The 26,575-nt window shown below is 42.2% G+C and carries 28 protein-coding genes and 1 pseudogene; 4 read left to right on the top strand and 25 right to left on the bottom strand.

Features of this window, described 5'->3' with window-relative positions; all coding sequences use genetic code 11:
- On the top strand, nt 1-554 hold a 554-nt coding region (locus tag B3473_RS04810), incomplete at its 5' end, for a site-specific integrase (RefSeq protein WP_293677743.1).
- Nucleotides 555-755: 201 nt separating this feature from the next.
- On the opposite strand, the gene B3473_RS04805 is transcribed toward B3473_RS04810, so the two are convergent.
- The 9 genes from B3473_RS04805 to B3473_RS04765 form a co-directional block, all read right to left on the bottom strand.
- Nucleotides 756-1,976, bottom strand: a complete 1,221-nt coding sequence (locus B3473_RS04805; protein WP_269725734.1) for a cell division protein FtsQ/DivIB — start codon at nt 1,974-1,976, stop codon at nt 756-758.
- Complete coding sequence (locus tag B3473_RS04800; RefSeq protein WP_154454455.1) at nt 1,977-3,053, bottom strand: UDP-N-acetylglucosamine--N-acetylmuramyl-(pentapeptide) pyrophosphoryl-undecaprenol N-acetylglucosamine transferase; 1,077 nt, start codon at nt 3,051-3,053, stop codon at nt 1,977-1,979.
- Nucleotides 3,046-4,410 carry a UDP-N-acetylmuramoyl-L-alanine--D-glutamate ligase gene (murD, locus tag B3473_RS04795; protein WP_235280648.1) on the bottom strand — a complete coding sequence of 455 codons (1,365 nt, stop codon included), beginning with the start codon at nt 4,408-4,410 and terminating at the stop codon, nt 3,046-3,048. Before murD ends, B3473_RS04800 begins: the two co-directional genes overlap by 8 nt.
- A gap of 101 nt (nt 4,411-4,511) precedes the next feature.
- Nucleotides 4,512-4,784: a DUF3165 family protein gene (locus B3473_RS04790; protein ID WP_269725732.1), complete on the bottom strand. Its 273-nt coding sequence runs from the start codon at nt 4,782-4,784 to the stop codon at nt 4,512-4,514.
- A 55-nt stretch (nt 4,785-4,839) separates the two neighbouring features.
- On the bottom strand, nt 4,840-6,681 hold the full coding sequence (gene typA, locus B3473_RS04785) for a translational GTPase TypA (protein ID WP_154454458.1): 1,842 nt from the start codon (nt 6,679-6,681) through the stop codon (nt 4,840-4,842).
- A 196-nt stretch (nt 6,682-6,877) separates the two neighbouring features.
- Nucleotides 6,878-7,258, bottom strand: coding sequence for a rhodanese-like domain-containing protein (locus B3473_RS04780; RefSeq protein ID WP_154454459.1), 381 nt, complete (start codon nt 7,256-7,258; stop codon nt 6,878-6,880).
- Between the two features lie 10 nt (nt 7,259-7,268).
- The gene (locus B3473_RS04775) at nt 7,269-8,237 is read right to left on the bottom strand and encodes an ROK family glucokinase (RefSeq protein ID WP_154454460.1); all 969 of its coding nucleotides are present in this window, start codon (nt 8,235-8,237) and stop codon (nt 7,269-7,271) included.
- Nucleotides 8,234-8,440, bottom strand: a complete 207-nt coding sequence (locus B3473_RS04770; RefSeq protein WP_154454461.1) for a YqgQ family protein — start codon at nt 8,438-8,440, stop codon at nt 8,234-8,236. Before B3473_RS04770 ends, B3473_RS04775 begins: the two co-directional genes overlap by 4 nt.
- Nucleotides 8,441-8,575: 135 nt before the next feature.
- Nucleotides 8,576-9,106 (bottom strand): Dps family protein, encoded by a 531-nt coding sequence (locus B3473_RS04765; protein WP_154454462.1) that lies wholly within the window; start codon nt 9,104-9,106, stop codon nt 8,576-8,578.
- A 139-nt stretch (nt 9,107-9,245) separates the two neighbouring features.
- Between B3473_RS04765 and B3473_RS04760 the strand changes: the two genes are divergently transcribed.
- Both B3473_RS04760 and B3473_RS04755 read left to right on the top strand, forming a co-directional pair.
- Entirely contained in the window at nt 9,246-9,896 is a 651-nt protein-coding gene (locus B3473_RS04760; RefSeq protein ID WP_154454463.1) for a prepilin peptidase, read from the top strand.
- Between the two features lie 80 nt (nt 9,897-9,976).
- Nucleotides 9,977-11,317 (top strand): Nramp family divalent metal transporter, encoded by a 1,341-nt coding sequence (locus B3473_RS04755; RefSeq protein ID WP_154454464.1) that lies wholly within the window; start codon nt 9,977-9,979, stop codon nt 11,315-11,317.
- Nucleotides 11,318-11,375: 58 nt separating this feature from the next.
- Here the strand turns inward: B3473_RS04755 and trpA are convergent.
- From trpA to rsmD, 15 genes and pseudogenes are all read right to left on the bottom strand, one after another.
- Nucleotides 11,376-12,157 (bottom strand): annotated as a pseudogene (trpA, locus tag B3473_RS04750) (tryptophan synthase subunit alpha).
- Between the two features lie 3 nt (nt 12,158-12,160).
- Nucleotides 12,161-13,363: a tryptophan synthase subunit beta gene (trpB, locus tag B3473_RS04745; RefSeq protein WP_235280644.1), complete on the bottom strand. Its 1,203-nt coding sequence runs from the start codon at nt 13,361-13,363 to the stop codon at nt 12,161-12,163.
- Nucleotides 13,360-13,941, bottom strand: coding sequence for a phosphoribosylanthranilate isomerase (locus B3473_RS04740; RefSeq protein ID WP_204984622.1), 582 nt, complete (start codon nt 13,939-13,941; stop codon nt 13,360-13,362). The genes trpB and B3473_RS04740 overlap by 4 nt, the downstream gene beginning before the upstream one ends.
- Nucleotides 13,928-14,695 (bottom strand): indole-3-glycerol phosphate synthase TrpC, encoded by a 768-nt coding sequence (trpC, locus tag B3473_RS04735; protein WP_154454467.1) that lies wholly within the window; start codon nt 14,693-14,695, stop codon nt 13,928-13,930. Before trpC ends, B3473_RS04740 begins: the two co-directional genes overlap by 14 nt.
- Entirely contained in the window at nt 14,692-15,696 is a 1,005-nt protein-coding gene (trpD, locus tag B3473_RS04730) for an anthranilate phosphoribosyltransferase (protein ID WP_154454468.1), read from the bottom strand. The genes trpC and trpD overlap by 4 nt, the downstream gene beginning before the upstream one ends.
- Nucleotides 15,668-16,279, bottom strand: a complete 612-nt coding sequence (locus B3473_RS04725) for an aminodeoxychorismate/anthranilate synthase component II (protein WP_154454469.1) — start codon at nt 16,277-16,279, stop codon at nt 15,668-15,670. Before B3473_RS04725 ends, trpD begins: the two co-directional genes overlap by 29 nt.
- Nucleotides 16,276-17,631, bottom strand: coding sequence for an anthranilate synthase component I (trpE, locus tag B3473_RS04720; RefSeq protein ID WP_235280641.1), 1,356 nt, complete (start codon nt 17,629-17,631; stop codon nt 16,276-16,278). The genes B3473_RS04725 and trpE overlap by 4 nt, the downstream gene beginning before the upstream one ends.
- Before the next feature lie 693 nt (nt 17,632-18,324).
- A complete protein-coding gene (locus B3473_RS04715; protein ID WP_154454471.1) occupies nt 18,325-19,482 on the bottom strand; it encodes a permease in 1,158 nt (385 codons plus the stop codon).
- Nucleotides 19,483-19,568: 86 nt separating this feature from the next.
- Nucleotides 19,569-20,081, bottom strand: a complete 513-nt coding sequence (locus B3473_RS04710) for a VanZ family protein (RefSeq protein WP_154454472.1) — start codon at nt 20,079-20,081, stop codon at nt 19,569-19,571.
- On the bottom strand, nt 20,074-21,186 hold the full coding sequence (gene rlmN / locus B3473_RS04705) for a 23S rRNA (adenine(2503)-C(2))-methyltransferase RlmN (RefSeq protein ID WP_154454473.1): 1,113 nt from the start codon (nt 21,184-21,186) through the stop codon (nt 20,074-20,076). The genes B3473_RS04710 and rlmN overlap by 8 nt, the downstream gene beginning before the upstream one ends.
- A 21-nt stretch (nt 21,187-21,207) precedes the next feature.
- Nucleotides 21,208-21,783 carry a YutD family protein gene (locus tag B3473_RS04700; RefSeq protein WP_154454474.1) on the bottom strand — a complete coding sequence of 192 codons (576 nt, stop codon included), beginning with the start codon at nt 21,781-21,783 and terminating at the stop codon, nt 21,208-21,210.
- Nucleotides 21,784-22,000: 217 nt separating this feature from the next.
- Entirely contained in the window at nt 22,001-22,240 is a 240-nt protein-coding gene (locus B3473_RS04695; protein WP_154454475.1) for a DUF3923 family protein, read from the bottom strand.
- A gap of 141 nt (nt 22,241-22,381) precedes the next feature.
- Nucleotides 22,382-23,470 carry a SepM family pheromone-processing serine protease gene (locus tag B3473_RS04690; protein WP_154454476.1) on the bottom strand — a complete coding sequence of 363 codons (1,089 nt, stop codon included), beginning with the start codon at nt 23,468-23,470 and terminating at the stop codon, nt 22,382-22,384.
- A complete protein-coding gene (coaD, locus tag B3473_RS04685) occupies nt 23,448-23,945 on the bottom strand; it encodes a pantetheine-phosphate adenylyltransferase (RefSeq protein ID WP_154454477.1) in 498 nt (165 codons plus the stop codon). The genes B3473_RS04690 and coaD overlap by 23 nt, the downstream gene beginning before the upstream one ends.
- 22 nt (nt 23,946-23,967) lie before the next feature.
- Entirely contained in the window at nt 23,968-24,507 is a 540-nt protein-coding gene (gene rsmD, locus B3473_RS04680; protein WP_154454478.1) for a 16S rRNA (guanine(966)-N(2))-methyltransferase RsmD, read from the bottom strand.
- 126 nt (nt 24,508-24,633) lie between these two features.
- On the opposite strand from rsmD, the gene B3473_RS04675 reads away from it, so the two are divergent.
- Nucleotides 24,634-25,497 carry a hypothetical protein gene (locus B3473_RS04675; RefSeq protein WP_293677730.1) on the top strand — a complete coding sequence of 288 codons (864 nt, stop codon included), beginning with the start codon at nt 24,634-24,636 and terminating at the stop codon, nt 25,495-25,497.
- A gap of 59 nt (nt 25,498-25,556) precedes the next feature.
- On the opposite strand, the gene asnA is transcribed toward B3473_RS04675, so the two are convergent.
- On the bottom strand, nt 25,557-26,549 hold the full coding sequence (asnA, locus tag B3473_RS04670; protein ID WP_235281308.1) for an aspartate--ammonia ligase: 993 nt from the start codon (nt 26,547-26,549) through the stop codon (nt 25,557-25,559).
- Nucleotides 26,550-26,575: the final 26 nt, after the last annotated feature.

The following is a 26,575-nucleotide window of genomic DNA, read 5'->3' as shown; positions in this document are numbered from 1 at the left end:
TTAGAAATTGCTACTATAAAACGTTGTATCTAACATTACTCGCTACTGGTTTGCGTATCGGAGAGGCTGTAGCGCTTGAATGGTCTGATATTGACTTAGATAATGGTGTTATTGACGTTAACAAGACACTAAACAACAGAATTGAAATAAACAGCCCTAAATCTATGGCAAGTTATAGACAAATTTCAATTGATAAAGCTACTATACTCATGCTTAAACAATATAAAAACCGACAACATGTTAAAGCGTGGGAACTTGGTCGGTCTGAAAAAGTCGTCTTTTCAAATTTCACTGATAAATACATTGACCCTAACAACATTAGGAACCAATTATATAAACACTTTAAAAACGCTGGTGTGCCTAATGTACGTTTCCATGGTCTACGCCATACACACGCCACTTTAATGTTAAATGCTGGTATGTCTCCAAAAGACTTACAACACCGTCTAGGTCATAGCAATATCACAATGACACTTAACATTTACGTTCATGCAACCGAGGAGGGAGCAAAACAAGGCGGAAACATTTTTGAGATGGCTATCAATAATTTATAAAAAAAGGGTAGCCCTTAATCGGGTTACCCTAATTTTTGGTATAAATCGTAACAAAAATCGTAACAAATTTTATAAGTACTTTTTTTAAAATCTCTCAAATGCTTTAATATCAACGTTTACAAGCATTTAAAATTAATGTATTAAGTTTCTGTTATAGAAACTTAAATTTCGTTTTTTCGCTTTAACAACACGGATTTGGAATCATTGTTGAGTACTTGACGTATCACTAACTGCGTCTGTTTCGGTGCTGGTAGCTGATGCCTCTTGACTCACTTCTGACTGACTTTCTGTGTCGTTAGACTCTGTCAATTCCGTTGATTCATCTGTACTTTCCATTTGTGACTCGTCCGCGTTAGCTTCATTTTGCGCTTTTTCTTTTTCGGCAGCAGCTTCTGACTCAATGGTTGACGTGGTTGTGTAAATACCAACTTCCATATCCACAATACTATTTTCCGTCAAGTTTTGCTTGATTTTATCGTAATATGGCAATTTTTCATCCAATTCTGATAGCGGAACACGCACCGTATTGCCATCGTGCATTTCCAAATTCAGCAAATCTGAAGTTGTTGACGAATCAGCTGAGCTCACAATTTGAATTTGTTGCACCAAACTCTTGTCTAATTTTGAGAAAGCTTTGATGAGTTGCTCAATTTCTTTTTCAGATGATAAATTGATGGTTAAGAAATTGTCTGGCAAATCCTGCGAGCTAACAACTCCCAAACGTGTGCCATTTTCAAGAATTGGCTGATAACCATCGTCTGTCTGTGCATAAGCCACAATGTTGTATTCTTTAATCTTAATCGTGAATTTATTAGGAAAATGATAGGTCATTTTCGCTTCCCTGATGAGCTTATCATTCTTTAAGATATTGTGCATATAAGATGACCTATTCAAAATCAAGGAAAAGAAATAATCTGAACTGCTGATGCCAGATGCCGACAAGACATCTTCTTGAGTGGCTCTATTGCCACCTTCGACAGTAATCACTTTCTTTTTGCTTAAGGGCGATACCAAGAAAATCGAAATCGCCAACACAAGAACAGCACCCAAAAGAACAGGAAGAGCGTGCCTGATTGCTTTTTGAAGGGGTGAGCGTTCTTTTTTTTCTTTGGGCTTTTTCACCTTTTTAGGTTTGGGTTGGTCTGATTCCACTATTTCTGAGAATTCAGAGGATTCCTTTTTCTTGTCACTTGCCTTATCGGCTACTTTTTCCTTAGAATCCTTGTCCTCATCATCTTCAGCTTGCTTTTGGCTAGCAGCGTAAGGATTGCGTTCCAAACGCATCTTTTCTTGCTGCTTTTTTTTCTCCAACTCTTCAGCTTCTTTTTTCTTCAAAAACTTAATATTGCGTTTTTGCCATTCGGTTAATTCTTCTTGTGGTTTTGTGTCTTGTTGTTTGTCTTGCTCTTTCTCTTTTGCCATTTAAATTCCTTTTGCGGTTTTAGAAATGTCAGCCATCATCAGATGGTAAAATTCATCCTGTGATTTCAACTCATTGGATTCTTTCATCTGTTTTTTGTACTGTGCTTCATCCGTAAAGAGCTGGTTCAATTCATCTTGCAAGTTTTCCAAGGTCAAACGGTCTTCTGCCAATTGACGCGCGTAGCCTTTTTTCTCAAAATAAGCCGCATTTTCCAATTGGTCGCCTCGGCTAGCCTCCTTGCCTAGTGGCACAATCAAGTGCAATTTTTGCATAGCCACCAGTTCAAAAATAGTGTTAGAACCCCCACGCGTTACCACAACATCTGCCAAATCCATCAAAGGCTGATACAAATCCGTCACATAATCCACTCGGTAAAGATTTTGGCTCAATTCATTCAACGATTTGTCGCCAGAAATGTTGATGACGTTGTAGTGCTGGGTCAATTCAGGTGTGTTACTTACAAAATCATTGAAAACACGCGCCCCAGCTGAACCACCAATAAAGAGAATAGTTTTTAATTTAGGGTCAAAGTGGCTCTTGATGGCGTCGATTTTACTCGTGTCATAAGGCACTTTATTGCCAACCTTAGTGATAGCTCCAACGTGTTTGGCTTTGGTTAGGCTTTCAGGTTGCTCAAACGTCGTGTACATAGTTGTCGCGAAGCGGTAAGCAATTTTATTGGCAAGTCCCATGGACAAATCTGACTCGTGGACAAAGACTGGAACGCCTAGTGGTTTTGTCGCAATAACGGGCGGTACTGAAACAAAGCCTCCCTTTGAAAACAAAACTTGCGGTTTAAGGCGTGCCATAATGGCAAAAGATTGCAAAACGCCGTAAGAAACCTTAAACACATCTAACATATTTTGCCATGAAAAATAGCGTCGCAATTTCCCAGTAGCTATTGAATGAAAGGTCACATCCAAGCCAGATTGAGTGATTTGTTCGTACTCAATACCATGCTTATCCCCAATGTAATGCACTTCCCAACCATCTTCGATGAATTTTGGAATGAGAATGAGATTCAAGGTCACATGACCAACCGTTCCACCGCCGGTAAACACAATTTTTTTAGGCATTGTTACTCTCCTTAAGGGCTTCAAAAGTCGCTATAAATTCGTCACCACGGACTTCAAAGTTTTTGTACATATCCCAACTAGCATTGGCTGGACTCAACAAAACAACGTCGCCAGCTTCCGCATTACTAAAGGCAATTCGAGTCGCATCCGCAACGTCTGTGGCATCCAGATAAGGCACCTTAGCCTTGTCAGCTGCTCGTTTGACACGCGGTGCAGATTCACCAAGAATCACCATCAATTTCACACCAGTAATATCAGGAACCAACTCATCAAATTCATTGCCTCGGTCCAAACCACCAGCAATCAAAATCACTTTGGCATTATCAAAACCAGAAAGGGCTTTTTGAGTGGCTAGAATGTTAGTTGATTTGGAATCATTGTAAAAACGGACACCATCCACTTCACCAAGGGCTTGCAAGCGGTGTTTTACCCCACCAAAATGAGCCAAGGTTTCCTTAATGGCTTCATTGGAAATTCCTGATAATTTAGCCACAACGATGGTTGCCAAAGCATTTTCAACATTGTGTGTTCCAGGCACACCAATTTCTGAGGCTTTCATGATAGCTTCCTCTTTAAAATACAAGGTATTGCCGTCAAGATAAGCACCGTCAACCTTTTCAATTGTTGAAAATGGTACCACTTGTGCTGCTGTTTTTTGTGCTAATTCTTTTGCCAAATCTTGGTTCAAATTAAGCACCACAAAATCATCTGCCGTCATGTGTTTTTGAATGTTCCATTTGGCAGCAACATAATTATCAAAAGTACCGTGGTAATCAATATGCGTTGGCATTAAATTAGTAATAACAGCAATGTGTGGATGGAAGGTGCGTGTTCCCATCAATTGGAAAGATGACAATTCCATAACCAAGGTATCTTTGTCAGTCGCCGTTTGGGCAACTTCTGAAGCAGGAAATCCGATATTTCCTGAAAGAAGCCCTGATTTGCCACCGTTATTAAGGGTTTCAGCAATCATGGTTGTTGTCGTTGTCTTACCATTTGACCCTGTGATACCAATAATTGGCGCATCTGAAATCATGTAAGCCAACTCAACTTCTGTGATGACTGGGATGCCTTTTTCAAGAGCCTTCACCACCATAGGATTATCGTAACGGATACCAGGATTTTTAACCATCCATTCAAAATTTTCATCCAATAATTCCAAAGGGTGGCTACCACAAATCACCTTGATTCCTTCTTCTAACAAGGCTTGTGCAGAAGGGTTTTCATCAAAAGGTTTGCTATCATTAACGGTCACGATAGCCCCAAGTTTATCCAACAACTTAGCTGCAGCTTCCCCTGATTTGGCCAAGCCAAGTACCAATACCTTTTTGTTTTTAAATGTTTCTATTTTTTTCATCGTTTATCCATTCTAACCTTACAAATATAGTAATATTCTACATTTATTTAAACGCTTTTTCAATCATTCTAGTGCCGTCACTAAAAAAGATTGAGCAAAACTCAATCTCCTTTATTTGGATGCTCACTTTTTTCTGCCCTAGCTGGTAATTGATAGACATCACGAATGGCGAAAAATCCAAAGATCGCCATGGCAAATCCCAGCAAAATTTCTGGTGGCGATTGAAGGATTTTGATAAAACTCATAAATGCCAGCACAATTAAGAGAGCCGTGGCACCCACCAAGCCAATGGTGTTCAATGTATTACGAATGCTTGTAGGGGCCATAAAAAAGTAATAAGAAACGATTAAAATCGCAACAATAAGGTAAAACACGCTGACCCCCTCTTCACATCGCACGATTGGTCTTTAGCTTCGCACGTTTAAAGCATTACTCTGCAGATTTTTTCTTTTTCGCAGCCTTAGCACGCATATTTTTATCAAGGATTTGTTTGCGTAGGCGAATAGATTCTGGAGTAACTTCCATGTATTCATCATCGTTCAAGAATTCAAGTGATTCTTCAAGCGTCAAAATACGTGGGGTTTTGATAACAGCCGTTTGGTCTTTCGTTGCTGAACGAACGTTGGTCATTTGTTTTGCTTTCGTGATATTAACAGTCAAGTCATTTTCACGTGAATTTTCACCAATAATCATTCCTTCGTAAACTTCTGTACCAGGGTTAACGAAGATAGTACCACGTTCTTCAACAGACATGATAGAGTATGTTGTTGCTTTACCAGTATCGATAGATACCAAGGCACCACGGTGACGTCCGCCGATTTCAGCGTTAATCACTGGCATGTATTGGTCAAAGGTATGGTTCATGATACCATAACCACGAGTCATTGATAAGAATTCAGTTGGGTAACCAATCAAACCACGAGCTGGCGCAAGGAAAATCAAGCGTGTTTGACCATTTCCAGTTGATTGCATATCCAACATTTCACCTTTACGTTCTGACAAGGATTGGATAACCGCACCTTGGTATTCTTCAGGTGTATCGATTTGAACGCGTTCGAATGGTTCCATTTTCACACCATCAATTTCTTTGATGATAACTTCTGGACGTGATACTTGAAGTTCGTATCCTTCACGACGCATAGTTTCAATCAAGATTGACAAGTGCAATTCACCACGACCTGAAACAGTCCATTTATCTGGAGAATCTGTTGGTTCAACGCGCAATGAAACGTCTGTTTGCAATTCAGCAAGCAAACGTTCTTCTACTTTACGAGAAGTAACGTATTTTCCTTCACGACCTGCAAATGGTGAGTTATTTGCCAAGAAAGTCATTTGAAGGGTTGGTTCGTCAATGTGAAGAATTGGAAGAGGTTCAACGCAATCTGTTGGTGTGATGGTTTCCCCAACGAAGATGTCTTCCATACCAGAAATGGCAATCAAGTCACCTGCTTTTGCTTCCTTGATTTCACGGCGTTCAAGTCCAAAGAAACCAAATAGTTTTGTTACACGGAAGTTTTTCGTTGTACCGTCCAATTTTGAAAGGGTTACTTGGTCACCCACTTTAACCGTACCGCGGAAGATACGACCGATACCAATACGTCCAACGAAGTCATTGTAGTCAAGAAGTGACACTTGGAATTGAAGGGGCTCATCTGAGTTATCCACAGGTGCTGGGATATGGTCGATGATGGTATCAAAGATTGGTGCCATTGTGTGTTCTTGGTCAGCTGGGTCATCAGAAAGTGATGATGTTCCATTGATAGCTGAAGCGTACACAACTGGGAATTCCAATTGGTCGTCGTCTGCACCAAGTTCGATGAAAAGTTCAAGTACTTCGTCCACAACTTCAGCTGGACGAGCAGATGGTTTATCAATTTTGTTAACAACCACGATTGGTGTCAAGTTTTGCTCAAGGGCTTTTTTCAACACAAAACGTGTTTGTGGCATTGTTCCTTCGTAGGCATCCACAACAAGCACAACACCATCAACCATTTTCATGATACGTTCTACTTCACCACCGAAGTCCGCGTGTCCTGGTGTGTCCATGATGTTGATACGAACGCCGTTGTAAGCAACCGCCGTATTTTTAGCCAAAATGGTAATACCGCGTTCTTTTTCAAGGTCGTTTGAGTCCATCGCACGTTCTTGCAACTCTTTACGTTCGTCAAGTGTGTGTGATTGTTTCAATAATTCATCAACAAGGGTTGTTTTCCCGTGGTCAACGTGGGCGATAATCGCCACATTACGAATATCTTCTCTTAATTTAGTCATGATTCCTCGATTTTTTTCATTTATTCTAACTTTTGAATTATACCACAAATCCTTTGAAAAAACAGCGTCAAAAGAATTGTAAATGTTTTCAAATATAGAGCACTTTTAAGACATCGCTTTCCCAAAAATAGCTCACACTCTTTTTAACACGAAAAAAAGGGCTAAGCCCTTTTTCACATATAAGCCAGAGAGGCATTTAGCCTTCTTTGACTTTTCCTGTCCAGTAATCAAAGCCATCGTTTAAGACATACAAGTCTGTAAAACCTGCTCGTTTTAGCGTTCTAATCACGCGTGGAAGGGCAGTGCTTCTGCTTTCAGCGTACAAAAGAACGGGTTTGTCCTTGCGAATAGCTGATAATGACAAGTCTATCTGGCTTGCTGGAAGGTTGCGTGCACCCATGATGTGTTTGGCTTTAAAAGAAGTCGCTTCACGAATATCAATCACTTGACTGGTATGAATGCGGCTTGCAAAGTCAGCATTGTCAATAAAATGCGCTGCACGGCGAATGCTGTAATAATTCCACGCAAACCAAGTCACAACAACAAGGATAACCAGTATAATAATAATCCAGTCCAATGTTTTCCCCTTAATCTAAGAATTGGCTTGCAAGGCTAGCTGCACCGATGATACCAGCATCGTTACCAAGTTCTGCAATTTTGATTTTAGTTGATTGGCGAACTTGTGGGAAAGCGTATTGGATAAAGTATTTTTCCACACGGATACGCAAGAATTCACCAGCTGCAGATACCCCACCACCGATAACAACAGAATCTGGGTTCAATATGTTAGCGATGTTAGCTGTTGCAAGACCAAGGTAGAAACCAACTTTTTCAACAACAGAATCCGCAAATGTATCACCAGATTCAGCCGCTTCAAAGATGTCTTTACTTGAAACCGCATCGCCATTGTCAATAGCTGCTTTGATGCTAGAATCACCTTCGTAGCTTTCAGCCAAGTAGCGTGCCACACGGACAATACCTGTTGCAGAAGCAACTGTTTCCAAGCAGCCTTTGTTACCACAAGTGCATTCAAAACCGTTATCAGGTTCAATAATCATGTGACCAATTTCGCCACCAGCACCTGCAACACCGTGGATAAGGTTCCCATCAGCGATAACACCACCGCCAACTCCAGTTCCTAGAGTGACAAAGACAACGTCTGGATTGTTAGCACCAGCACCAACCCAACGTTCACCAAGCGCCGCAACGTTAGCATCGTTATCAATGGCAAATGGAATACCAAGTTCACGTTCGATAACAGAGCCCACTTCTTCTGTGTGTGCCCAGTTCAAGTTGAAAGCACCTGTAACTGTTTTTGCTTCACGGTCAACCGCACCAGGAGAACCCATTCCGATACCAACGAAATCGTCCTTAGTCAACCCATACAAGCCCAAGCGATGTTTCAAAGAAGCCACGATATCTGGTACGATGTGTTTACCATCTTCAAGGATGTTTGTGTCAATCGCCCATTTTTCTTGAACTTCACCTTTAAGGGTCAAAATCCCAAATTTAATGGTTGTTCCACCCAAGTCGATTCCTAGTAATTTTTGTGTCATTTATTTTCTTTCTCCATTTCTAAGCGGTGCTCATGTCGTAAAACTAATTCAGCCTCTAGGTATTCTGTCTTATCAATCAAGCCATTCTCATACAATTTTTCAAGTTCTAATTTCATGACTTCGATATCATAAAGACGTTTCCCAATATAGATGTAAATGCCAAACCGTTTTAGCAATTGTTGCACATCGAATAAAGTTTTCATGATAAGCATTTTATCAAAAAAAAAAACCATTTTCAACCGCTAACGCAAACTATTGCAATCGTTTTCTTAGAATCTGCTTATTGGACATAAAAACAAGGACAGACCCTAAAGCCTATCCTTATATTCTTACCCTATTTATTTAATTCCTGATGCTTGGCCACGTTCTGCTTGCAACATCCAGATAGTCTTTTCAGCTTCAGCTTGCGCTGCTGTGAAAAGATCATTAGATGGTGCATCGCCTTCTTCATCAGTCACATCAAGACCTACTTGATAAAGAGCTGATAAATAAGTATAAACATCTACCAAACGTGCCAAGTGTTCATCCATTGCTTTTTCAAATGAACCTGGCACCTCTTCTAGTTTTGAATGGTCATCAAATTCTTTAAGCGTTGAATAAGGTGCTCCCCCGATGGTAATCAAACGTTCACTCATTTCATCTAGTGAAGCATTAAGACTGTCCATCAATTCGTCCATTTTTGGGTGCAAGTAATAGAAGCCTGCTCCACGCATGTACCAGTGAACTTGGTGAACAATTGAGACAGCCTTTGACAAATCAGCGACCGCCTGGTTAAGAACAGCTTTTGTTTTGGCATTTTTAGCAGTTGATTTTTGTGAGATATTATGTGTTACAGATGCGTAAATGTTTTCAGTGATTGTTTGAGTCATAGCAAACCTCCTCGTCAAATAACATTTTGAAACACTTTAGGATTTCTCATCCTTTACTTTACAATCCTATTTTATGATAATTCTAAATAAAGAGCAAATAATATGCTCTCTTTTTTAATTATTTTTCGAATAAACTAGTATGGACATTTTATTATTCTTTTTTCTAGGGGCTTCTTTAGCCTCTTTTATCGGTGTTGTGGTCGAGCGTTTTCCTGAAAAATCCCTCATTACGCCAGCTAGTCATTGCCAAGCTTGTGGTACAACCTTGCCTGCTTGGGACTTGATTCCCATCTTGTCTTTTTTGATCAACCGTGGGCGTTGCCGTTTTTGTCAGGTTAAATTGCCCATTTGGTACTTGCTTATTGAGTGTTTCTTGGGAATTGTTAGTGTCGGTTACTACCATCATATCTTATCAGGACAAATCTGTATGACCATTCTCCTGAGCGTTTTGCTTAGCCTTTACGACTTGAAATCCCTTGGCTTTCCTATTCTGGCTTGGCTACTTCCGACACTTGGCTTGTTCTTTTTTGCTCCCCTTTCCCCTATCTTTCTCATCCTTTGTTTGCTTGGGATTTTAGCAGAAATGACAGATATTAAGATAGGCAGTGGGGATTTTTTCTATCTCGCCAGTTTGAGCTTAGGATTTAGCCTTACGGCATTATTATGGGTAATTGAACTAGGGTCTTTAGCAGGCATTCTCTCCTATTTATTAAAGCGTTGCAAACACATTCCCTTGGTGCCTTTTTTATTTTTAGGATACTTGTTAGTTATCTTTTTTAAGTTAACTTAATTTTTTAGTTAAACAGACTTTATTTTTTGAGCTTTTCTGATATAATAGGTTTTAGAAATATACAGAAAAGAGGTTGGGGTTTGGAAACATCTACAACTTACTCAAAATCACTTGGTGAGGTCAATCAAAGTATCGCTGTTCCTCAAAACGCTCCCTTTTGGCGCACGTTGAAAGTTTTTATCGGTCCTGGTGCTTTAGTGGCTGTTGGATACATGGACCCTGGTAACTGGATTACAAGCGTTGTTGGTGGAGCAACTTATAAATACGTTCTTTTGTCTGTTGTCTTAATATCATCTCTCATTGCGATGCAGTTACAACAGATGGCTGGAAAACTAGGCATTGTGACAAGGCAGGACTTGGCGCAAGCAACCGCCGCTCATTTGCCAAAAGGGCTTCGTTACGTGCTCTTTGTCATCATTGAGTTGGCTTTGATGGCAACGGATTTGGCAGAAGTTATCGGTTCTGGGATTGCCTTGCATTTGCTGTTTGGTTGGCCCTTGCTCTTTTGTATTTTACTGACAGTCTTGGATGTCTTTTTACTGCTATCCTTGATGAAACTTGGGTTTCGTAAAATTGAAGCAATCGTGTCAACCTTAATAGCAACGATTTTACTTATCTTTGTCTATTTGGTTTACCTCTCACACCCTAGTGTGTCAGGCATTTTTCAAGGTTATATCCCACGCGCATCCATTTTAAATCCTAAGCAAGTCGGTGGGCATAGCCAGCTAACCTTAGCCTTGGGGATTATCGGGGCAACGGTGATGCCACATAATCTCTACTTGCACTCTTCCATTTCGCAAACTCGGAAAGTGGATTATGACAATCACAATTCTGTTAAACAAGCTGTTCGCTTCATGACTTGGGATTCCAACATTCAGTTGAGTTTGGCTTTTGTGGTCAATTCTCTGCTCTTGGTTTTGGGGGCTGCCTTGTTCTACGGTCACGCCAGTGACATTGGTGCCTTTTCTCAAATGTATGATGCACTTCAAAATTCTGCCATTGCTGGTAGCGTGGCTAGTTCAGCTCTATCAATCTTATTTGCGGTCGCTCTTTTGGCCAGCGGGCAAAATTCAACCATTACAGGTACTTTAACAGGGCAAATCGTTATGGAAGGCTTTTTGAAACTCCGTTTGCCACAATGGCTTATTCGTTTGGTTACCCGACTCTTAGCCTTGACACCCGCCATTATCGTAGCCTTGATGTATGGTAGTCAAGAAGAGGTTTTGGACCAATTGATTGTTTATTCTCAAGTCTTTCTTTCATTAGCTCTGCCATTTTCAATCTTCCCATTGCTTTACTTCACATCTAATAAGAAAATCATGGGTCAGTTTGTCAATGCCAAGTGGAACACCATTTTAGGCTATGTGGTTGCTGTCGTTCTAACCGTTTTAAACCTCAAATTGATTTTTGATTTGTTTTAATAACAATTCACCTCACTAGTATTTACGCATGATTAAAAGCCTCCGTTTGGAGGCTTTTTTAGTTTGCATAGGTAGCACCATACTGGATGAAGTTTGCTAATGCTTCCAAATGACCTTGGTGCAAATCATTGACGATTTTGGTTCCAACAATGACACCGTCTGATACTTTGTTAAAGCGCTCAATGTCCGCTGGAGTTGAGACACCAAAACCTGTTAAAACAGGAATGTCAGCAATGGCTTTAAGATTGGTCAAATGTTTATCCAAATCCTCACGGTAATGACCTGTTTTACCTGTGACGCCATTAACAGCCACAGCATAAATGAAACCTTCAGCATCTTTACATAACGTTTTTTGACGTTCAATACCTGTTGTCAGGCTAACCAGCGGCACAAGAGCAATATCTGTGTCGGTAAGATATGGTTTTACCATATTTTCATGTTCGTGTGGTAAATCAGGAATAATCAACCCTTTAACAGACGTATTTTTCAAGTCAGCAATAAATTTCTCAATGCCGTATTGATAGACAGGATTGATGTAAGTCATGATGACCAAAGGAACTGTCGTTTGTTTTTCTTGTAATTTTTGAACAATCGCTGTTAAACTCACATCGTTAGCCAAGCTTCTTTGTCCTGCGAGTTCAATAACAGGTCCATCAGCAACGGGGTCAGACCAAGGAATTCCCACTTCAATGCAGAAGCTCTGCTATTTTCCAAAAAAGCAATGGTGTCGTATAAACCGTCTAGGCCTTTTTCGTGGTCACCTGCCATGATATAGGGCACAAAAATCCCTTTTCCACTTGCCTTAATTTTCTCCAAATGTTGCGTGAGTGTTTTGGTCATGGGCTACTTCCTTTCTGTTTCCAAACGTTCTTTGACTTGCATGACATCCTTGTCGCCACGACCAGATAGGCAGACGATGATCGATTTATCTGGCCCCAATTGCTTGGCGACTTTCTTGGTCAAGGCAATAGCGTGGCTGGATTCGAGGGCTGGGATAATACCTTCCAAGCGAGATAGGTGCATAAAGGCTTCTAAGGCTTCTTCATCTGTAATGGCATCATAACTAGCACGGCCAATGTCTTTAAAGTGGCAATGCTCAGGGCCGACACCTGGATAATCCAGCCCAGCTGAAATGGAGAAGGCTTCCATGATTTGCCCGTGACGGTCCTGAAGCACCGTCATCAAAGCCCCGTGCAAAATACCAGGACGACCTTTGGCAAAGGTTGCAGCGTGTTTTTCCGTATCCAATCCTTGACCAGCAGCCTCAGCCCCATAAAGGGCAACAGATTCGTCCTCGACGAAAGGGTAAAACAAACCAATGGCATTGGAACCACCGCCTACACAAGCCAGAACAGCATCAGGCAATTGCCCACCTGATAATTCCGCGTATTGCCGCTTGGCTTCTTTACCAATGACCGATTGGAAATCTCGCACCATTTCAGGAAAAGGGGCTGGTCCAAGAGCTGAACCCATAACGTAATGCGTATCCTCGATGTTTTCCACCCATGCACGCAAGGCAGCATTGACCGCATCTTTCAAAACACGTGAGCCATCGGTCACCGAAAAGACCTTGACCCCCAGCAACTCCATGCGAAAGACATTGAGAACTTGGCGTTTCACGTCTTCTTCTCCCATGTAAATGGTACACTCCATGTCAAATAGGGCAGCGGCTGTGGCTGTGGCAACTCCGTGTTGGCCTGCTCCTGTTTCGGCAATGATTTTCTTTTTCCCCATGCGTTTAGCAAGCAAAACTTGTCCGAGGGCATTGTTGATTTTATGGGCACCTGTGTGGTTGAGATCCTCGCGTTTCAGGTAAATTTTCGCCCCACCAAAATGCTTGGTCAAACGCTCCGCATAATAAAGCGGCGTTTCACGTCCCACATAATCTTTCAAAAGTTGATCCAATTCTTCTTTAAAACTAGGATCTGCTTTTGCTTGGCGGTAAGCTTTATCCAGCTCTAGCACCGCAGTCATCAGCGTTTCAGGGACAAATTGCCCACCAAATTTTTCATAAAATCCCTTACGATCAGGTTGGTTATATGTCATTGTTTCACACTTTCTATAAATCTCGCTATTTTCTCTAAATCTTTTTGACCATCCGTTTCAACACCAGAAGAAACGTCAACACCATCAGGGTGAAAGAAAGTTATCGCTTCTCGGACATTGTCCCCCGTCAATCCACCTGCTAAAAAATAGGGTTTTGAAATGGTCTTATCTTTTAACAAGTCCCAATCGAAAGTCTTGCCCGAGCCAGCTAAAGGAGCGTCAAATAAAAGGTAGTCCGCTTGGGTGTCGATATCTTCCAGTATTTGATGAACAGGGATGGCACGAATGCTAGGAACGTCAAGGTGATTAAAGAGGCTATCATCACATTCTCCGTGAATTTGCACCATGTCAAGAGGTACTGTTCTAATCGCTTCTTTTAGTTCCCGCAAGGTCGGGCTTACAAAAACACCTACTTTTTGGACGGTTTTAGGAACAAACTGTGCCAAATAGCTGGCTTGTTTTAAGCCGACCTGTCGCTTGCTTTTAGCAAAGACAAATCCGATATAATCCGCTCGGCATTTGACGGCCTGCTTGACCGCCTCCTTGCTTGAAAGCCCGCAAATTTTAACCTTTGTCAATCTGCAACTCCTTCACTTTTTCAGCTACATTTTCCGCCTGCATCAAGGCTCTTCCCACTAAAATCCCATTAAAGAAGGGGGCAACTAGAGCTGCGTCAGTTTTGGTCAAAATGGCTGATTCTGAGATATATACAGGTTTCTCTTGAAAATGCTCGGATAAAGCCAAGCTGGTGTGTACATCTGTCTCAAAAGTCTGCAAGTTGCGATTGTTGATGCCGATGATTTTGACGCCTATCCGATGGGCAATTTCCAGCTCTGCCAAATGATGCGTTTCAACCAAGACTTCTAAGCCCAACTGGGTCGCAAAATCATAAAAGGCCTTCAAACGTTGTTCTGGCAAAGCCGCCGCAATCAGCAAAATCACCGTTGCGCCAACATTACGACTGCGAATAATCTGTTTTTCATCGATGATAAAATCCTTAGCCAGCGTCGGAATGCGCACCTGACTGGAAACCTGACGCAAATCCTCAATACTGCCTTTAAAAAAATGTGGATCGGTCAGCACGGAAATCATGGCTGCCCCGTTTTCTTGATAGCATTTTGCTTGCTGGTCAATAGCCACGTCAAGATTGATATCGCCAAAGCTGGGACTGGCTTTTTTCACTTCTGCAATCACTTGTAACTGCTTAGGGTGACTTTTGAGGTAATCGTAAAGCTTGTAGGTATCACGCAAGGGTTGCAATTCTTCGGTTGCCATCGTTTCAACTTCCTTGGCTTTTTCGGCTAAAATGCGCGAAAGAAATGTCTGTGTCATACTTGTACCTCTCTGAGTTGCTGCAATTTGGCTAAGGCAGAACCATCTGCCAACAATTGACGAGCCAAGGCAATGCCTTCTTCCAGACTAGCCACCTTGCCATTGGCGTAAAAACCAAGTCCCGCATTGAGCGCTGTTGTTTCCAGATAGGGACTAGGTTCATTGTTAAGAACGCTGAGCAAAATAGCGGCGTTTTCCTTGGCATCTCCGCCGACAATGTCATCCAAAGTGACTTTTGGCATGCCAAGATCTTGATAAGTAAATTGGTGTTGGCTGATATGGCCATTGTCGAGGAGGGTGTAGGTGTTGGTACCGTAAAGAGCGGCTTCGTCCATGTGATTGGGGCCTGTGATGATAATGGCACGCTTACGCCCCAATTGCTGCATCACTTGAGCAGCTGTTCCCTGCAAATCCTCACTGTACAAGCCCATCAATTGCGTTTCAAGGTCCAAGGGATTGGCCAAAGGGCCTACCAAATTCATAATAGTCGGAATGCCAAGTGTCTTGCGGGCTGGAGCAATAAAACGCATGGCTGGGTGCATGGTTTGGGCAAAGATAAAGGCAAGTCCCACTTCTTGCAAGGCTTGGGCTAAGGTTTCAGGAGCAGCCGCAATGTTAATACCTAAAGCCTCCAGCACGTAGGCAGAGCCAGATTGTGACGACACCGAACGATTACCAGCCTTGGCCATCCGAATGCCACCCGCCGCTAAAATAAAGCAAGCTGTTGTCGAGATATTGAAACTATAAGATTGGTCGCCGCCTGTCCCACAATTACACATGGCATCTTCAAAGGTCTGTGGCAGAGAAACCGCATGGCGTTTTAGCGCTCGCACAATGCCTGTAATCTCAGCAGATGTTTCTCCCTTGACCCTAAGCCCCATAAGAAAAGCAGCCAACTCGCTTTCAGACACCTCTTGATTTAAAATCGCGTCAAACAAAGCTTCTACTTGTTCTTGTGTCAAATCTTCTCCATTAGCCATTTGATGAAATACTTCTTTCATTTTCTCTTCTCCCTTTATCTTCCCTAACCAATTGCACAAATTGCTCTATCATCTGCAAGCCATCTGGCGTTCCTATGCTTTCTGGGTGAAATTGCAGCCCGTAAATCGGTAATTCCTGATGTTGAATGGCCATGATTTCTTGGTCATCAGTTGTTTTGGCCACCACCTCAAATCCCTTAGGCAAATCCGTCACCACGATGGAGTGGTAGCGCATAATCAGCAAAGTACTTCCCATTCCTTCAAAAAGCGGTGAATCTGCTATCACTGCCATCTCACTTTGTTTGCCGTGCATGACCTTATGAGCAAGTCCAAGCTGACCGCCAAAGGTTTCAGCGATGGCTTGATGCCCAAGGCAAATCCCCAAAATAGGCTTTTCTTTCGCAAAGGTCTCAATCAAAGCCTCCATTTTTCCAGAGTCGGCTGGCCAACCTGGACCTGGGGATAGGACCAAAGCGTCTGCTGCTTGGGCTGCCACTTCTAAGCCTACGTCGTCATTTCGCAAGACCTGAACCTCAGCAAAGGTTCCTAGGTATTGGGCTAAATTGTAGGTAAATAAATCATAATTATCAACTAATAAAATCAACGGCTTTCCCCTATTCGTGTCATGGCTTTGGCTTTATTGAGCGTTTCAGCAAATTCCTTTTCTGCTACGCTATCGTAAACAATTCCTGCTCCTGCTTGCACATAAGCTCGCTGATTTTTGAGAATCATGGTGCGAATGGCAATGGCAAAATCCATATCACCCGAGGCAGACAAATAACCAATAGCACCTGCGTAAACACCGCGTTTTTCCTGTTCCAATTCGTAAATGCGTTTCATGGCTCGAATTTTTGGCGCACCTGATACCGTACCAGCAGGCAAGGTCGCCTTCAAGGCTTCAATGCTCTGCACCCCAGGCAGCAATTTTCCCTTAACCACACTAGTCAAATGCATGACGTAGCGAAAATATTCCACCGCCATATAGGTCGTAACCTTGACCGTTCCATTTTGAGAAATCTTGCCAATGTCATTTCGGCCCAAGTCCACCAACATACGATGTTCAGCCGTTTCTTTGACGTCGGTTTGTAAATCCTTGGCTAACGCAGCATCTTGAGCATCATTTTGCCCCCGCGGACGCGTCCCAGCAATGGGATTGGTGGTTACCACATCTTTTTTCACCGATACCAGACTCTCTGGACTAGCTCCAATAATCTGATAATCCCCAAAATCAAATAAATAAAGGTAATTAGACGGATTAGCCACGCGCAACTGACGATAATAATCCAAAGGCTCACCAGCAAAGGGACTTGAAAAGCGCTGACTCAGCACACATTGAAACATATCCCCCTCACGAATGTAGCGCTTAGCCTTTTCCACCATCTTTTCAAAAGCCGCCTTTTCCATATGCGGTTTAAAATCCAAAGAGGAAGACCTTAGGGGCGCACATTCCTTGTCAACTTGCGTTTGTAACTCCTTAGTTACCTTGTCAAGCGCTTGACGCATAGCTTTTTGATCACGCTGGCTATAACAATTATCCTCAACCACGTGGACTTTTTCGGTTTTATGGTCAAAAATCACATAAAATTCGTAAACAAAGAAACGCAGATCTGGCATGCCAATGGTATCCTTGGGAATATCCCCGATCGCCTCATAAAGCCCGATCATGTCATAACCCACAAAACCAATTGCCCCACCAGCAAAAGGCAAATCACTCTCACTATTTTTAACCGTTAGATGATTGAGGTAATCCAAAGGATCTGCCGCAATCTCCTTTCCATTTTGAGTCAACTTGCCCTCGTCAAAACTGATGTCAAAAACGGGATTGTAAGCCACGATGGAAAAACGAGCATTTTCTTTTTCTCTGGGAATAGACTCCAAGATAACCTTATGTTTTCCTTGAATACGTAAGTAAGCCAAAATAGGCGTCAAAGTATCAGCTGTTAAAATCGTTCTCATACATAGTCCTTTCTATTCTTGAAATATTTGGGTTATCAGCTGATTCGCCAGCCTTTATCGCGTCTTTTCATCAGTCACCTCCAAGGTAAAGAAAAAGCCCCACACAGCAAAAAATAGCTGTGTGAGGGCGTCTATTTAGCGCGGTGCCACCTCATCTTGACGGAAAAAAGTTATCAAACTGCCGTCATCTCTATCTCCTCTAACAAGGAGTTGCACGATAAGGGGTACCTACCTGAAACTTGCCGCCCATAACCTGCCTAGATCATCAGCGTTCATTTCACTATTATAGGATTGAAAATCTTATCACCATATAAAACAAAAACCCTCACACAGAAAAAAACTATCTGTGTGAGGGCGTCTATTTTAGCGCGGTGCCACCTCATTTTGACGGAAAAAAGCTATTAAACTGCCGTCATCTCTATCTCCTCCAACAAGGAGTTGCACGATAAGGGGTGCCTACCTGAAAAACATGTGTTATTTTCAACCATTACCATCAGCCCAATTTTCACAAAAAAAACATTACCCATTCGCAGTTACCATGGGCTCCCTGAAAATCATTTTCTGTTACTTTCTGATTGCCTTATATTATACGAGCTTCAAATAGGCTTGTCAATAGATTTTTTAAATTTTCTAAAAATATTGTTTTCATTAAAAAAACCTCTTAACCAAACGAGGTTAAGAGATGAGTTTTTTTTATTCAATGGTTAGGTGCACGATTTTCTTATCCGTCACGATGAGTTGCTCTAAGTGGTTGAACAGCCTTATCAGCCAAGTAAAGGCCAGCAAGAAAGCGCTGATTTCAAAGGCAGTCAAAGACAAGTAGTGCACACCTTGGAAGGCAATCTGCAAGACAACTAGCATGCCACCAATGGCGTAAGACATAATCAAAAAGTCCTTGGTGACATTGGGCAGTAGCCAGCGAACACTGATGATTAAAGCGATGATAATCAAAACCAAATAGCCTGCCACACGCGTATGAAGAACATGAGAATTGGCATTATTTGGGAAATAACCAACCGCTCCCAAATCAAGCCCCAGCAAGGTCAACATCACGCGCATCAGCGTCAATTTCCAGTTTTTAGCGTATTTTTCACCCAAGGCGACAAAGAGGTAATCCACCAAGGCCACTAAAATCAAGGCAGACAGCATCAAAGTCAAGTTGAATTGCCAACTGTCCCTTGCCTCTTGCGTGCCTAGGAAACTCAGGTTAAAGTGCCACCATTCCCTAGAACCATTGGAAGCCATGGAATGAAAGACACCGCTAATCATGATAATGGTAAATACAGTGGTCAACCAAGTCGCCCTAATCTGCTCTGCTATTTGTCCCCAAACAACGCTGACGGCATAAAGGGCAGCGCCCAAAATCAAGCTAGCCGTGAATTTGTCAAAGGATGCTCCTGTGAAAATCTGCTCCAAAAGCCAGTCCAAAGCCAGCAAGGCCAGCAGCAAAATCTCCGTAAAAGATGCCACGATGATGGGCAACATCCGCCAGAATACACGCGCCTTTAGTCCTCCTAAAAATAGCTGACGGTTTCGAATCAAATTGATGGTGAAAACCGTCATCCCTAAAACCCCCGAAAAAGCAATCAGGAAGGTAATAATCGAATAATCCCCCACTAATAAAATTTGGTTTCTATTTTGAAGAGCACTAAGGGCATAAAAAAGCGAACATAGAACCAGTGTTGCCACGATGACGACCCAGCTGGATAGCGTCTGACGCTTGGGTTCTTCGCCCGTTTGGATGAGCAGGCGATTGACATCTAACTCCGCTTCTACCACCTGCCCCTTCTCCAAATGGAGCTGCTGAGCAATCTCTTGGTTTAAAACAATCCGAACATTTTCATTTGCCATACCTACCATTATAATATGCCTACGGAAACTTGTAAAACCTAGGAGAACGTTTACATCATAAAAACCAATCTGCCAAGGCAAATTGGTTAATGACTTGGGTTAAGAAGGCGCACCAGCCAGCGATAAACCAGAAAGGCCAGCACACCACCCAAGGTATTTGTCCATAAGTCATCAATCTCAAAAACACGGTTGGCATTGTACAAGACATCCACCAACAATTGCGTGCTTTCAATGCCTAGGCTAATCAAGAAGGCTAAAAGCGCTGCTTGGCTCAGACTTCGCCACCTTGGAAAAAGGGCAATCAAGCCCAACATCAAAGGAAAGAGTAAAAAGACATTCATGACATTTTGGAGAATGACCCAAAAGATTTCCTTGAAACCTTCTAACTGCCCAAAGGACAAAAAGGTATTAAAAGGTACAAGCAATAAACGCAAACGACCGTAAGCAATCAAGTTTGGGGTTTCGACACCATCAATGATAATGGGTTGTGGAGAAAAGCACATCCAAGCTACCATGAGGGCGTAGATAATTACCAAGATGCGCGTTAGACGACGCATGGAAGGCACGAGTTCCCCACGGCTATCCAACCAATTAGGCATCTGCTTGCTCTTTCACCGCTGCTTTTTGACGGTCTTTTTTCATGGTATTTGAACGCAATTGACCACAAGCCGCATCAATATCAGTTCCGTGTTCTTGACGCACCACGCAATTAACGCCGTTTTTCTTGAGCACATCGTAGAAGGCTGCCACACGCTCCTTACTTGAGCGGCTATATTGGTCGTGCTCTGATACGGGGTTGTAAGGAATCAAGTTGATGTAAGATAATTTGCGGATTTTCTTGGTTAAATCAGCCAATTCTTGAGCATTTTCTGGCGAATCATTGACACCGTTTAGCATGATGTATTCAAAGGTTACACGGCGGTTAGTGGTTTCAATGTAGTATTCAATCGCTGAAAAGAGTTTTTCCAGTGGGAATGAACGGTTGATGCGCATGATTTGAGAACGCAATTCATTGTTTGGCGCGTGAAGAGAAACCGCAAGGTTGACTTGCAAGCTTTCTTGGGCAAATTCACGGATTTTATGAGCCAAACCTGAAGTTGATACGGTAATATGGCGGGCACCAATAGCCAACCCATTGTCATCGTTAATGGTGCGTAAAAAGCGCAGTACATTGTCATAGTTATCAAATGGTTCACCAATTCCCATGACCACCACGTGGCTGACGCGTTCACCTTGATGACGTTCGTCAAAGTATTTTTGCACCATCATGATTTGTGATGTGATTTCACCGCTGGTCAAGTCACGTTGTTTTTTAATCAAACCGCTGGCACAAAACGAACAACCGATGTTACAACCCACTTGGGTCGTCACGCAGACTGACAAACCATAGTGTTGACGCATCAATACGGTTTCAATCAGCATGCCATCTGGCAATTCAAATAAGTATTTCACCGTTCCGTCAGAAGCTTCTTGAACAATGCGTTGTTTCAAAGGATTGACGCAGAAATTCTCATTTAAAACCGCGATAAAGTCTTTAGAGATGTTGGTCATTTCTTCAAAAGATTGGACGCGTTTGCGGTACAACCAATCCCAAATTTGTGTCGCACGGAATTTCTTTTCCCCGTGTTCAATCGCCCATTCAATCAATTCATCGCGTGTCAAGCCATAAATAGAAGGCTTAACTTCTTTTGTTTCTGTTTGCATGTTGTAAATACAAAATCCTTTCTATCGTTTCTTTTTGGAAATCACAAAATGGTGTGATGTCGAAGTAACTTCTTTTTTGGTCTGACGTTCAGTCAGTGGTTTTTGTTTTTTATCAGAGTGGTGTTTTTTGGTAAAAGATTTGTGATGAGAGCGTTCACGCCCTTTGTCATTCATTTCTTTTGATGCGGACGCTGAGCGCTTGCTATGTCGGCTGCTTTTACCTTTTCGGCGCTCATCTGCCTTTTCCTTTCTCAGTGCCTTGTTTTCGAGCACAAAGTAAGCACACCCAAAATTACAATATTCTTTTAAATAGTCTTCTAAATGCGAAATGCAACGTGATTTTTTGACATCTCTGTCATCTTTATAAAATCCCTTAAGACGTAACTGGTCGTTGCCCCAGTCACCAACAATGTAATCGTATTTGAGCAAAATATCTGAAAAACGTTGGCTAAAGACAGTCACGTCAAGGGCATCTTTTGTATTTTCCAAAATGAACAACTCAATCGTTTCACTTTTAATACGGTCAGGAAAGGCCACAAACTGTGGACCAGGAAACTTGTTGTAGTTGTACATTTCAGGAGAGATCTCTTTTCTCATCGGTCTCCTCTCAATCCATAGTTAAACGCATGCTGCCAGCAAAAAACTTGCTCATTAAAAAAGCTTGGTGGCAGTCGTAACCTTTTTATTATACACTATTTTTTGACTTTTGAAAATCGCCAACCGCTAGTCGCTAGAAAGCTTCCAATAGACTAAAAAAGAAGCTTGTCAGGTTCTTTTGACGCACTTCTTTTTTCTTTTGGTTGACAAACGAGGCTTAACTCCCACTTCTTGCTGATTTGCGACGTTTAAACAGCACATACCCTAAAATCTGACCCAGACACACAATCGCGTAGCAAAGTGCCCAAACAAAGAAGGTTTCCCATTTCATTGCCGTGGTCTGATAAATCCCTTCGTGGTCAATCGAGCGAACAAATATCAGTAAACTGACATCTAAAAAAACAAACAAAATGGCCAAGTTAAACCAGATGATAAAGCGCTTCTGCCAGTTTTTCATAAGTTACTCCTACAAACAATCTATTATTTACGCTTAGTGACATTGTAGCGGAGAAAGCTTAAGAAAAAATTAAAAAATTCATTAAAAAGCCCCTAGGACCTTCTTTCTGCTAGGAGAAGAAGAACTAGGAGCTTTGTTTGTTTATTTATCCGTGTCACGAAGATAGTCAATGGCTTCTTGAACCGTTGTGACAGGGACGATTTTCATATCTGTATCGATGCTTTTGGCAGCCTCAACCGCTTCTTCATAGTTGGTCTTAGCATCGGGGTCTTGCTTCAAGGTTTCCTCATCTACCGGGTTATTTGGCACGAAGAAAATATCCGCACCTGATTTTGCCGCAGAGATAACCTTAAGAGCCGCTCCACCGATGTCGCCCACAGAACCATCACTTTCAATGGTTCCTGTTCCAGCAATCTTGCGCCCTTTACGAAGGTTTTCTTGGGTCAATTGGTCGTAAATATCAAGGGTGAACATCAAACCAGCACTTGGACCGCCGACACCACTGGTGTGAAAGTCAACAGGAATGTCTGACGATACTTTGGTATGGTCCACCAAACCAATACCAATTCCATTTTTACCATTTGACAATTCAATGATTTTACCCGTTGCTTCTTTGGCCTTGCCGTCTGAAGTGTATTGAACCGTTACTTCAGAACCCAAATCCAAATCAGCCACATAAGCCATCAGCTCTGCCGAACTGTTAAAGGTCTGACCGTTAATGCCAGTTACAGTATCGGCGATGTTTAAAATGCCCTTGAAGGTTGAATTATCGCTGACGTTTAGGACATAAACCCCTTCATAATCAAGAGTAACAGGTTGGCCAGCCAAAGTCAGTGCTTCATAAGTAGCTGTATTTTGTGAGGTCTGCATATAATAATCATTGATACGCAGGTAATCCTCATTACTGTAACCACCTGTGGTTTCCTTAGCTGTGGAAATCTCGGTATGCGGGGTCAACCAAGCATAAACCAGCTGGGCCAAGGTCGCCTGACTGACCGATACCGCTACAAAATTGTAAGACCCTTCTTCGTCATCCTCTTTATTATTAACCGTCAGAACACTGCGCACATCATAGGCACCACCAGGCATTTCGATATAGTAATTCAGCGGGTAAAAGAGGCTAAACAGGAGAAAAAGAACTCCCACAACACCTACAATCCACCACTTAAAACGCTTCAAAAAATGACCGACTTTGCCGAGTGTCTTCTTAAAGCCATTGTTTTTTGTCATTAATTTCCTCCACTTTTGTCATCACACTTTTTGGCACAAAATCAGCAATATCTGCTTGAAAAGCAATCAATTCACGAATGCGGCTCGACGAAATGTGTTGCCACTGAGGCGCTGTCAGCAAAAAGACACTCTCAATCTCTGCTGCCAAATGGTGATTGTAAAAGGCCAAATCTGCCTCGTATTCCAAATCTTTAGCATTTCGAATACCACGCACCAAGTAGCCAACACCCAAACGCTTGGCAATAGCTACCGCCAAGGAATCGTGCGCCATAATCACCGTCACATTGGGAAAAGCCGCCAAAGCTTCTTCCAGCATTTGCTTGCGTTCTTCCACGCTAAAAAAGCCTTTTTTATCACGATTGTAAAAAATGCCCACATACAGCTTATCAAACAAGCGACTTGCACGCGCAATGATATCCAAATGCCCATTTGTCACAGGGTCAAAAGAACCCATCATTAAACCAATTTTAGCCATATGCTTTCCTTTCCAATAGCTCTTATCTCACGTAAACCGTGACCTTGCTAATACCGTAGGTCTTTTGCTTCCAAATACCAAAATGAGAAATCTCCTCAGGCAAATCCACCGCCTTATCGGACTCACAGACAATCATGACCTCCTCAGACAAAAGCCCAGCATCCTCCAAATCCGTGATGTTTTTGATAATCTCTTCCTTGGCATAAGGCGGGTCTAAAAGCACCAAATCAAACGGACCTTTGAGCACACCAATTGCTTTATTGGCATCCATTTTCAACAAATGAAACTGGTTTTGGGCCTTGGTCATCTTGATATTTTCCGTAATAATAGCCTGCGCTTGACGGTTGCGTTCCACCAAGACCGCCTCGTCCATACCGCGCGAAATAGCCTCAATAGCTAGACTGCCACTTCCCGAAAACAAATCCAAGACCCGTCCTCCATCAAAGTAAGGACCAATCATATTAAAAATGGCTCCCTTGACCTTGTCCGTCGTTGGGCGCGTGATTTTTCCATCTAGCGTCTTTAAAGGACGCCCTCCAAATGTTCCTGCTACAACTCTCATGACACCTATTATAGCAAAAAACAGGGCAATTGCCTTAAAAAACGATAAACTCTAAACGCCATTGACACAATTTTTTAGGATTGATATGATCTGATGAGAAGAATATTATTTTTGGAGGAATGATACATGAAAAAGACGGTCAAACTTGCCGTGCTCTTCATGGCAGCTGCCCTTATGGGAATGACTCCAGATCAAGGATTTTTGCCATCATCAAGTGACAATACAGCAATTGTCTTGGCAGATAGTCACACATCAACAACAAAAGCCAGCACTAAAACAAAAATAAAGAAATCAACTAAAAACAAGAAACTTAACCGAGCTAAAAAAACAGTTAAACAACTAGAAGATGACCAAACCAGAAGCAATTTAGCATACGCTAAAGCAACCGTTGATAATCTTCCTGATTCAACTCAGAAAGAAGCCTTAAACCAACGCATTGATCTTGTCGAACAAAACATCGTCAATGAAGAAGCTAAGACAGCCGTTAAAAACTTAGAAGATAACCACAATCGCGATAACTTGCAAGCTGCAAGAAATCAAGTGAATTTGGTATCTGACGAGGAAACAAAAGCTGACCTTAACAACCGCACGAATTTGGTAGAACAGGCCATTCTCATCACAGAAGCCGATGATGCGGTCAAATACTTAGAAGACAATCAAAGTCGCGACAATATTGCAAATGCCACTGATAAAACCAACTTGGTTAACGACAAGGGCACAAAAGCAAGCCTACAAAATCGTATCACCCTTGTTGAAAATGCCATTTCTACAAAAGAATTAACCGAACAACAAGCGCAGGCCCAAGCTCAAGCACAAGCTCAGGCTCCTACTGCCCAACAAGATGATACCACACAAGTTTATATCACTCGAACTGGAAAACATTACCACTTCAGCCCTGGTTGTCCTGGTTTAAATAATGCTAAAAGCACCACACAAGTTACTCTATCTGACGCAGAAGCTCGAGGCTTAACGAAATGCCAACGTGAATAACATAAAAAGTTGTTAGAAGATTTTCTAACAACTTTTTTGTTTGCATCTTATTCTTCCTGTTAGAGAATGTTTTCGTAGGTATTACGCACTTCTTTTGGCCATACACTTGATTGGACTTCTCCAATGTGTTTTTTACGGAGCAAGAACATTGCTAGGCGTGATTGTCCGATACCACCACCGATAGTGAGTGGGAATAGACCGTTTAAGAGGGCGCGGTGCCACTCTAATTCTAAGCGGTCTTCGTCACCAGTAATTTTGACTTGGCGTTTTAGGGCTTCTTCGTCCACACGAATACCCATTGATGACAATTCCAAGGCAGAGTTCATGGTTTCATTCCAAACAATGATATCCCCATTCAAACCGTGGTAACCATTTTCTGATTCAGAAGTCCAGTCATCGTAGTCTGGGGCACGACCGTCATGAGGTTTTCCGTCTGGTAAAACACCCCCGATACCAATAAGGAAAATCGCACCGTATTCTTTAGCGGCAGCATTTTCACGCTCTTTTGGTGTTAAATCAGGGTAACGCTCCACCAATTCTTCTGTGTGGATAAACGTAATGGTTTTTGGCAAAACCGCTTCAATATCAAAGCGTACTTCAACGGCTAATTCTGTCAATCGAATGGCTTTATAGACTTGCTCCACCGTTTCTTTCAAATAATCAATGTCACGGCGTCCATTTGGGATGACTTTTTCCCAGTCCCATTGGTCCACATAAATCGAATGAATAGGGTCCAGTTCGTCTTCGTCTGGTCTTAGAGCTTTCATATGAACAAAAAGCCCTTCCCCTTCATTGAAGCCAAAGCGTGCTAAGGTATGACGTTTCCACTTCGCTAATGAATGAACCACTTCGTACTCAGCATCAGTGATTTCTTTCACATGGACAGATACGGGATTTTCAATACCATTCAAATTATCTTGCATTCCATCCCCGACCTGGCTAAGAATAGGTCCTTGCACTTCAACAATGCCAAGTTTATCGATCAAGTACTGAGTGAATGTATTCTTGACAAAAGAAATCTCCTGCTGTTGATGAATAAAGCTTTTCTTCATATGCTCCTCCTTAAAATCTTTTTCCC

The sequence above is a fragment of the Streptococcus sp. UBA632 genome (genome assembly GCF_002300045.1).
GTDB lineage: Bacteria > Bacillota > Bacilli > Lactobacillales > Streptococcaceae > Streptococcus > Streptococcus alactolyticus.
The sequence above is the reverse complement of the archived record's forward strand: the minus strand, read 5'-3'. Positions and strand labels throughout refer to the sequence as shown.

Coding starts and splice junctions, on each gene's coding strand:
- B3473_RS04760 (WP_154454463.1), top strand. CDS start 9,246: ATGGACATTTTATTATTCTTTTTTCTAGGGGCTTCTTTAGCCTCTTTT.
- B3473_RS04710 (WP_154454472.1), bottom strand. CDS start 20,081: ATGCCTAATTGGTTGGATAGCCGTGGGGAACTCGTGCCTTCCATGCGT.
- trpE (WP_235280641.1), bottom strand. CDS start 17,631: ATGAGAACGATTTTAACAGCTGATACTTTGACGCCTATTTTGGCTTAC.
- B3473_RS04690 (WP_154454476.1), bottom strand. CDS start 23,470: ATGACAAAAAACAATGGCTTTAAGAAGACACTCGGCAAAGTCGGTCAT.
- trpB (WP_235280644.1), bottom strand. CDS start 13,363: ATGACATATAACCAACCTGATCGTAAGGGATTTTATGAAAAATTTGGT.
- B3473_RS04700 (WP_154454474.1), bottom strand. CDS start 21,783: ATGAGAAAAGAGATCTCTCCTGAAATGTACAACTACAACAAGTTTCCT.
- trpD (WP_154454468.1), bottom strand. CDS start 15,696: ATGAAAGAAGTATTTCATCAAATGGCTAATGGAGAAGATTTGACACAA.
- typA (WP_154454458.1), bottom strand. CDS start 6,681: ATGACTAAATTAAGAGAAGATATTCGTAATGTGGCGATTATCGCCCAC.
- B3473_RS04805 (WP_269725734.1), bottom strand. CDS start 1,976: ATGGCAAAAGAGAAAGAGCAAGACAAACAACAAGACACAAAACCACAA.
- asnA (WP_235281308.1), bottom strand. CDS start 26,549: ATGAAGAAAAGCTTTATTCATCAACAGCAGGAGATTTCTTTTGTCAAG.
- B3473_RS04775 (WP_154454460.1), bottom strand. CDS start 8,237: ATGACACAAAAATTACTAGGAATCGACTTGGGTGGAACAACCATTAAA.
- B3473_RS04770 (WP_154454461.1), bottom strand. CDS start 8,440: ATGAAAACTTTATTCGATGTGCAACAATTGCTAAAACGGTTTGGCATT.
- B3473_RS04800 (WP_154454455.1), bottom strand. CDS start 3,053: ATGCCTAAAAAAATTGTGTTTACCGGCGGTGGAACGGTTGGTCATGTG.
- rsmD (WP_154454478.1), bottom strand. CDS start 24,507: ATGAGAGTTGTAGCAGGAACATTTGGAGGGCGTCCTTTAAAGACGCTA.
- B3473_RS04675 (WP_293677730.1), top strand. CDS start 24,634: ATGAAAAAGACGGTCAAACTTGCCGTGCTCTTCATGGCAGCTGCCCTT.
- trpC (WP_154454467.1), bottom strand. CDS start 14,695: ATGACACAGACATTTCTTTCGCGCATTTTAGCCGAAAAAGCCAAGGAA.
- B3473_RS04715 (WP_154454471.1), bottom strand. CDS start 19,482: ATGGCAAATGAAAATGTTCGGATTGTTTTAAACCAAGAGATTGCTCAG.
- rlmN (WP_154454473.1), bottom strand. CDS start 21,186: ATGCAAACAGAAACAAAAGAAGTTAAGCCTTCTATTTATGGCTTGACA.
- B3473_RS04765 (WP_154454462.1), bottom strand. CDS start 9,106: ATGACTCAAACAATCACTGAAAACATTTACGCATCTGTAACACATAAT.
- coaD (WP_154454477.1), bottom strand. CDS start 23,945: ATGGCTAAAATTGGTTTAATGATGGGTTCTTTTGACCCTGTGACAAAT.
- murD (WP_235280648.1), bottom strand. CDS start 4,410: ATGAAAAAAATAGAAACATTTAAAAACAAAAAGGTATTGGTACTTGGC.
- B3473_RS04695 (WP_154454475.1), bottom strand. CDS start 22,240: ATGAAAAACTGGCAGAAGCGCTTTATCATCTGGTTTAACTTGGCCATT.